The sequence below is a fragment of the Bifidobacterium sp. LH_230 genome (assembly GCF_056357555.1).
The window spans coordinates 87,136-94,802 of record NZ_JBKEWJ010000012.1 but is presented as its reverse complement, the minus strand read 5'-3'; the positions used below and the strand labels follow the sequence as shown (position 1 = coordinate 94,802).

7 protein-coding genes are annotated in these 7,667 nt (G+C 61.8%); 6 read left to right on the top strand and 1 reads right to left on the bottom strand.

Annotated elements, in window-relative coordinates; all coding sequences use genetic code 11:
- The first annotated feature begins 144 nt into the window (after positions 1 to 144).
- The 4 genes from AC1A0G_RS07245 (at position 145) to prmC (ending at position 4,447) form a co-directional block, all read left to right on the top strand.
- Positions 145 to 756 (top strand): IS30 family transposase, encoded by a 612-nt coding sequence (locus AC1A0G_RS07245; RefSeq protein WP_476528523.1) that lies wholly within the window; start codon positions 145 to 147, stop codon positions 754 to 756.
- Positions 757 to 1,680: 924 nt separating this feature from the next.
- On the top strand, positions 1,681 to 1,893 hold the full coding sequence (gene rpmE, locus AC1A0G_RS07240; protein WP_163231790.1) for a 50S ribosomal protein L31: 213 nt from the start codon (positions 1,681 to 1,683) through the stop codon (positions 1,891 to 1,893).
- A gap of 199 nt (positions 1,894 to 2,092) precedes the next feature.
- The gene (gene prfA, locus AC1A0G_RS07235; protein WP_476528522.1) at positions 2,093 to 3,181 is read left to right on the top strand and encodes a peptide chain release factor 1; all 1,089 of its coding nucleotides are present in this window, start codon (positions 2,093 to 2,095) and stop codon (positions 3,179 to 3,181) included.
- Between the two features lie 198 nt (positions 3,182 to 3,379).
- The gene (gene prmC / locus AC1A0G_RS07230) at positions 3,380 to 4,447 is read left to right on the top strand and encodes a peptide chain release factor N(5)-glutamine methyltransferase (protein ID WP_476528521.1); all 1,068 of its coding nucleotides are present in this window, start codon (positions 3,380 to 3,382) and stop codon (positions 4,445 to 4,447) included.
- A gap of 274 nt (positions 4,448 to 4,721) precedes the next feature.
- Here the strand turns inward: prmC and AC1A0G_RS07225 are convergent, their stop codons facing one another.
- Complete coding sequence (locus tag AC1A0G_RS07225; protein WP_476528520.1) at positions 4,722 to 5,393, bottom strand: sugar O-acetyltransferase; 672 nt, start codon at positions 5,391 to 5,393, stop codon at positions 4,722 to 4,724.
- A 430-nt stretch (positions 5,394 to 5,823) separates the two neighbouring features.
- Here AC1A0G_RS07225 and AC1A0G_RS07220 point away from each other — a divergent pair, with 430 nt between their 5' ends.
- Entirely contained in the window at positions 5,824 to 6,708 is an 885-nt protein-coding gene (locus AC1A0G_RS07220; RefSeq protein WP_476528519.1) for an aldo/keto reductase, read from the top strand.
- Between the two features lie 109 nt (positions 6,709 to 6,817).
- Entirely contained in the window at positions 6,818 to 7,573 is a 756-nt protein-coding gene (locus tag AC1A0G_RS07215) for an HNH endonuclease family protein (RefSeq protein WP_476528518.1), read from the top strand.
- Positions 7,574 to 7,667: the final 94 nt, after the last annotated feature.

The window sequence follows — 7,667 nt, the reverse complement described above, 5'->3', positions numbered from 1 at the left end:
GACCGAAAAACGAATGCCGGCTCATCGAGGGCAGGATCACCACCAACTGGAAACAGGCCCTCGCCCAACTCGTCGCCGCATACCCGGAACGCATGGAACCCTACCTCTAAAAACAACAACAAAAAACACCCATACACAAACAATTTGACAAGCTCGGAGGTCTCCAAGGCATTGCGCTCCGGCCGTGCCGCTCGAAGGCCGAAAACCGACGGGAACGGGCGGCGCCCGCGGTTCCGCGAACCGATGGTCATGATCTCGGAACGTCCCGCCGAGGTGGAGGACCGGGCCGTGCCCGGCCATTGGGAGGGCGACCTGATCTGCGGCAAACAGAACAAGACCGCGATCGGCACGCTCGTGGAACGCGCCACCCGGTTCACGATCCTGCTGCACCTGCCCGACGGCCATGACGCCGAACACGTCCAGCAGGCCGTCATCGAGAGGATGCGGGACCTGCCCAAGCTCCTGCGCAACTCGCTGACATGGGACCAGGGCTCCGAGCTCGCGCTCCACAAGCGCATCTCGACCGCGTTGGACATGGCCGTGTACTTCTGCGACCCGCACTCGCCATGGCAACGCGGCACGAACGAGAACACGAACGGCCTGCTGCGCCAGTACTTCCCGAAGGGCACCGACCTGGGCGTCTACTCCCGGGAGTATCTGGACGCCGTCGCGGAGGAACTGAACGACCGGCCGAGGAAGACCCTCGGATTCAGGAAACCATCCGAAGCCATCCTCGACCTAATCAACGCATCATGATACGGTCAACGCAACAAGCCAGAAAACAACAAAGGTGTTGCAACCACCACTAGAATCCGCCGGGGGAGCGTCACCCCCATCGCATTAAGTCCGACAAAGTACTAGTCGGCTTGGTTCCATTCGGCGTGGGCGCGGCGCTCCCCGGGGAGCAGTCCGCACACTTCCGGCATTGGGAGCCGGTCTTCATCCTTCCGCTCTTCCTTATCGGTTTTCCGTATACCGCACACAGCCGGGCCTTCGTCCTCATACATTCATCGAATAGGCGCCAGCCGATCGGGCCGGCGGTCTTTAGCATGACATCGTATTCAAACCACCCCGACACGCCTGCTGTTACAAGGCCAAACCCGGAACATAAACATCGCGTTTATTTCCTATAGCCCTCAGGGGTCTTTATGGAGAGCGGACAAGATGTGGATTTGTCTCGCTTTGCTCTTGTGCACGACTACATACGGGGTGTGACTGGATAACACGTCATACCTCGACAGGAACTGTCGATTTGGCGGTGGTGTGACAAGTCGCTGCTGTCTCCGTGTGGGATGGTGTTCGGGGATCGTTGATATTGCAGGCGTCTTGATATCGTCTGATTGTCACGCTTTGCTCTGGTCCGGCTTTTTGCGTGTTGCATGACAGATTTGCTGTCACGTAACACGCAAGAACACCCATTCGTGCAATGTATGCCAATACATCGTGACAGGCCAGCCTCCAAACCTGCTTTGCTCCTTTTGCGTGACAACGGCCGGGCTGTTGTTCGGCGCGAAAGAGATCGTAGAGCTTCAGCTCGCTCATAATGACGTGCTGCCGATCTGATTCGTCATGTGGTGCATATCAAAGTCGAGGCACGCGCGTATACTCCCATAGGTTCCGGTTCACGTCGGCCATAGGGGCGCGACGACCCGGGTCCCCCGAATCCTTAGGAGACACACCATGAAGCAGGGTATCCATCCCGATTATCATGCCGTCGAAGTCCTGTGCTCGTGCGGCAACACCTTCGTCACCCGTTCCACCTACAAGGGCGACCACATGACGGTCGACGTCTGCTCGAACTGCCACCCGTTCTACACCGGCAAGCAGAAGATCATGGACACCGGTGGCCGCGTCGCTCGCTTCGAGCGTCGTTACGGCAAGAAGGCCAACTAGTTTCATCAACGCCAGTCCGTGCGGTCGTGGCGTCGCTTCGGCGACCCGATCGCGGACTGGCGTTTTTGTATATCCGATGAGTGCGTTCGGCACATGAAACGTACTCCCCGCTCCTCCTTGAGTATGGTTTATGCGTGAGCGTGCATAAACCATACTCGCATCGGCAATGTAACCACCCCGTGTGATCGTAAGGAAACATATGGCAGACGAACAATTCCCCGCCGCGCAGACCGCGCTTGAGGAATACCACGATCTCGAAGCGAAAATGGCGGACCCCGGCGTGGCGTCCGACCCCGACAAGATCCGCAAACTCGGCCGTCGCCACGCCGAACTCGGCGGCATCGTGTCCGCATACAAGAGCTACCTGCAGATCCGCGACGATCTCGAGGCCGCGCGCGAAATGGCCGGCGAGGACGAGGACTTCGCCGAGGAGGCCAAGCGTCTTGAAGCCGAACTGCCTGCCGCCGAGGAGAAACTGCGCACCGCACTCATTCCGCGCGACCCGGACGACGCTCGCGACACGATCATGGAGATCAAGGCCGGCACCGGCGGCGAGGAGGCGGCGCTGTTCGCCGGCGACTTGCTGCGCATGTACACGCGCTACGCGGAAAAGCGCGGCTGGATCGTCACCGTGCAGTCCGAGAACACGACCGAGCTCGGCGGCGTCAAGGACGTGCAGATCGCCATCCGCGCCAAGGGCACACCCGCGCCGGAGGATGGCGTGTGGGCGAGCCTCAAGTATGAGGGCGGCGTGCACCGCGTTCAGCGCATCCCCGTCACCGAATCGCAGGGCCGCATTCAGACCTCCGCGGCCGGCGTGATCGTCTTCCCGGAAGCCGACGAGGACGACGACGAGATCGAAATCGATCCGAAGGACCTCAAGATCGACATCTTCATGAGCTCCGGCCCTGGCGGCCAGTCGGTCAACACCACGTATTCCGCGGTGCGCATGACCCATATCCCCACCGGCATCACCGTGAACATGCAGGATGAGAAGTCGCAGATCCAGAACCGCGCGGCCGCGCTGCGCGTGCTCAAGTCGCGACTGCTCGCCATGAAGCACGAGCAGGAGGCCGCCGAGGCCGCCGACATGCGTCACTCGCAGGTGCGCTCGCTCGACCGTTCCGAGCGCATCCGCACGTACAACTTCCCGGAGAACCGCATCGTCGACCATCGCACGAACTACAAGGCATACAACCTCGACGCGGTGCTCAACGGCGACCTGCAGGCCGTGATCGATTCGGACATCCAGGCCGACGAAGCCGAGCGGCTTGCGAACCAGAAGTAGATTCGCCTCATAATCGGGCGAATGGGCCGCGCAATTATCTTTTGTGCGCGACCGGACGGCGCCGGGACATATGATGCTCGACACGCTCCGGGCCGCTCGGACAAGTCTTACGGTCGAGCATCATATATTCCGTCTCGCCCCTCGTTTGTGCGGTATGTTGCGTTTGTTTTGGTAGCCGGAATGTAAGTGGGTTGGTACATGACGACTGTTGCTGATGTAATTCGTTCCGCGGCGGAGACGTTGCGTGAGGCTGGGGTGGATACGCCCGAGCATGATGCGAAGCTGCTGCTGGCCGAGGCGGCGGGGCGCGAGTTGCGCGACGTTGACAAGGCGATGCTGATGGGCGATGCGTGGGAAGATTTCTCGGCTTCGCTTCGCTTCGCTCGAAATGACAGTAAGGAGGCTGCTTCTTCTGTCGTCTCGACCGGATCGGACGATTTCCTCGTCACCTCGACTGGAGCGAATGATTCTTCCGTTATTGCGGCTGGGTCGGACGATTCTCTTGTCATCTCGGCCGAGCGTAGCGAGCGGAGAGATCTTACCCCGGACGAACGTTTCCGATCGATGGTCGAGCGACGGGTGAAGCGGGAGCCGTTGCAATACATTGTCGGGCATGCGCCGTTCCGCTATTTGGACTTGGCCGTCGGACCGGGCGTGTTCATTCCGCGTCCGGAGACGGAAACCGTGGTGCAGGCCGGACTTGACTGGATCACGCGGGAACGGCTGTATACGCCGCGCGTGGTCGATCTGTGCGCCGGGTCGGGAGCGATCGGCTTGTCGGTCGTGACCGAGGTGCGCGGTGCCGAGGTGTGGGCGGTCGAACTGTCCGACAAGGCGTATGCGTGGACCGAACGCAATCGCGAGGCGGTCGCCAAACGTGATCCGTCGGCCGGATACAACTATCATCTCGAACGCGGCGACGCGACCAGTCCGCTCACCCTGCCGCAGCTCGACGGCACGATCGATCTGGTCGTCACGAATCCGCCGTATGTGCCGCTGTCGCAGATTCCCGAGCAGCCCGAAGTGCGCGATCATGATCCGGACATGGCGTTGTACGGCGGTTCGGCGGATGGATCGGCGATTCCCGAACGCATTATCCTGCGTGCGGCCGGACTGTTGCGTGCCGGCGGCGCGTTGGTGATGGAGCACGATATTTCGCAGGGGGACCAGCTTGTTGCGTTCGCGCGGGCGAACGGTTTTACGGATGCGCGTACCGAAAACGACTGGACTGGGCGGCCGCGGTATTTGTTTGCGGTGCGGGGATAAGTAGAGGGATCTCGCTTCGCGCGATGCCGTGTTGTGGCGGCTGACGCCGCAGTACCCCAACCCGTCAGCTTCGCTGGCACCCTCCCCTGAGAGGGGAGGGAACGTTCCTTACGGTGATCTCCTCACTGTCGTGCCTGACGCCCTCCTCTAAAAGAGGAAACGAGGAGGGAAGCAACGGCTTCAGCGGCTGCGGCCAGATGCTCGATGATTCTCTCTCCCGAGAGGGGAGGGATTGAAACTCGTATCAGGGCACATCATGATACGAACGGTCTGATTACTGCGCGTATTCCTGGTAAATGGAGGCGTCGGCGTCGGTGATCGTGCGGATCACGCGGGCCGGTACGCCCACGGCCACCGAATTGGCCGGAATGTCGTGCGTCACCACCGCGCCCGCGCCGATCACGCAGCCGTCGCCGATCGTCACGCCGCCCACCACGGTCACATTGCCGCCGAACCAGCAGTTCGAACCGATCGTGATCGGCTTGCCGTACTCGTAGTCGTACGACGAACCGTCCGGCGCGACACGCGAATTGCGGTCCTGCCAGCGCATCGGATGCATCGGCGGCAGTAGCGACACGTTCGGCCCGAACAGCACGTCGTCGCCGATCGTCACCGGTGCGCAGTCCAGCACCGTGAAATTGAAGTTCGCGAACACGCGGTCGCCGATCTTGGTGTGGCAGCCGTAGTCGAAGAACACCGGTCCCATCAGGCACATATCCGTACCGTGACCGGGCAGCAGTTCGTCCAGCACCGTGGCCCGGGTGGCGGCGTCGCCACGCGGTAGCGAGTTGAACTTCGTGCACAGGTCGGCCGCATGGTCGCGCAGCCGGCACAGCTCCGGGTCCGCGCAGTTGTACAGTTTGCCGGCGAGCATCTCCTCGCGCTCCGAAGCGCGGGGCATGCGCAGCTCGACAGGTGGGATGGCGGATGCGTTCTCGGCGGTCATGATAAGGCTCCTTTGCGGCGTCGGAGGGCAAGATACGGGCACACAGTATAAATGTACGAACGTACATAATTGGGTTTAGGAGGGTATATAGGGCGGCTTATCGGCGGATGGATGCGGAGATGTCTGCGGTACGCCGGCCGGCAGTGTGGCATTATGCAGGACGTGGTTCCCAACCAGCCCAGTGCTGTGTCGGCCCAATGTGTTGGGGAGTGACTCAGTGCGTGAAACGGCGAGCGTGGCGCAGGTCAGTCAGTCTAATGTGATGGTGCGCGACTACCTCTCGGTCAGCTTCGCTGACAGTTCCCCTGACAAGGAAGCCAGGAACAAGGGTGGCGGTCAGTTTACGCCCGGCAACGTACCGGGCGCATTCGCGCTGATAAGGCCACCGTGTATTGTGGAGGGAAGGAACTTTTTGCACAGGAGGTTTGCCATGTTGGGAACCAGTGATCTTGCCGTGGCGGCTGCAGCCGCGACCGTGCCGGACATCAAGCTGAACGACGGCAACGCGATTCCGCAGGTCGGACTCGGCGTGCTGCGCATCGAGGACGACGCGGTCGCGCCGGTCGTGGAATCGGCGCTCGAACTCGGCTACCGTCACATCGATGGCGCGGCCGGATACAACAACGAGGGCGGTGTGGGCCGTGCGCTCGCCGCGACCGGCTACAACACGGGCGAACAGCGCAAGAAGCTGTGGCTGACCACCAAGCTGCGCGACTCCCAGCAGGGCTACGATTCCGCGCTGAGCGCGTTCGACGACTCGCTCAAGCTGCTGCAGGTCGACTATGTGGACATGTACATGATCCACTGGCCGACGCCGTTCGACTGGCGCAGCGGCGAAACCTGGAAGGCGTTCGCCAAGCTGCGCGAGGAAGGCCGTGTGAAGACGCTCGGCGTGTGCAACTTCCTGCCCGAACATCTCGAACGGCTGCATGACGAGACCGGCGAATGGCCGGCCGTCAACCAGATCGAACTGCATCCGACGTGGCAGCAGCGCGGCGTCGTGGAATTCTGCCAGCAGCACGGCATTGCGGTCGAAGCCTATTCGCCGATGGCCCGCGGCGCCGATCTCAACGCCGGCGACGGCGTGATCGCGAAGATCGCCGAAGCGCACAATGTGAGCCCGGCCCAGGTGATCCTTCGCTGGCACATCGAAAACGGCACGATCATCATCCCCAAGTCGGTGCATGAGGAACGCCAGCGCCAGAACCTCGACCTGTTCGGCTTCGCGCTCACCCTCGAGGAACACGCGGCCATCGACAAGCTCGACGGTCCGAAGCGCGCCGGCCACGATCCGATGAAGTTCACGTACGCGTGATATCGCCCGCTGCCGGGTGTCAGCTTCCGATGATGAAAGCCGACACCCGGCAATGCGCCCGAGCGAGCAGCGAACGTTACGCCCAGATATAAAGACATGCAGTCCGAACATGCCCCAACCGCATCATCCACGTAACTCCCGCACGCACTTCTCCCGCCGCCGGTTCACCGCGACCAGCCCGTTCGAACGCATCCTGATCCTGCTGGTCATCGCCGTGGTCGTCGGCATATTCATCGGCATCGGACTACCCAACATCAGTCCGACCGTCGGCCGGCTCACCGGCGAATATGCGGCAAGCGGATCGGCGGCGGCCGCGCTCAACCAACTCATCGTCAACGACGAACCGAATACAGCCGGCTACGATCGTGACCTGTTCGGCTACCGGCAAACCGACGACGACGGCAACGGCTGCGACGTGCGCGAAGACATACTCGCCCGCGACCTGACCGACGTGAGATACGTGTCCGCCGGCAGTTGCAAGGTCAAATCCGGTATCTTGGACGATCCGTACACCGGGCAGACCATCCGTTTCGTGCGCGGGCCGCAGACCAGCTCGGCCGTGCAGATCGACCATGTCGTCGCACTCGAAAACGCGTGGCAGTCCGGCGCGCGCGACTGGGACACCGCCAAACGCTACCGGTTCGCCAACGATCCGAACAACCTGCTTGCCGTCGACGGTCCGGCCAACCAGGACAAAGGCTCCGCATCGGCCGCATACTGGCTGCCGACTAACGGCGACTACCGCTGCGCCTACGTCGCCCGGCAGATCGCGGTCAAAACCGAGTACGCGCTGACCGTCACCAGTCGTGAACAACAGGCCATGCGGGCAGTGCTCGTCGGATGCCCGAACGAGCAATTGCCGTGAGCGTCGCGGAATTGTACGTGAACGTACATGAACTTCCGTGAAACCGCGGGACAAATCCCGGCATTTGTAACATGCCGGCGCTATAACGGTGCGC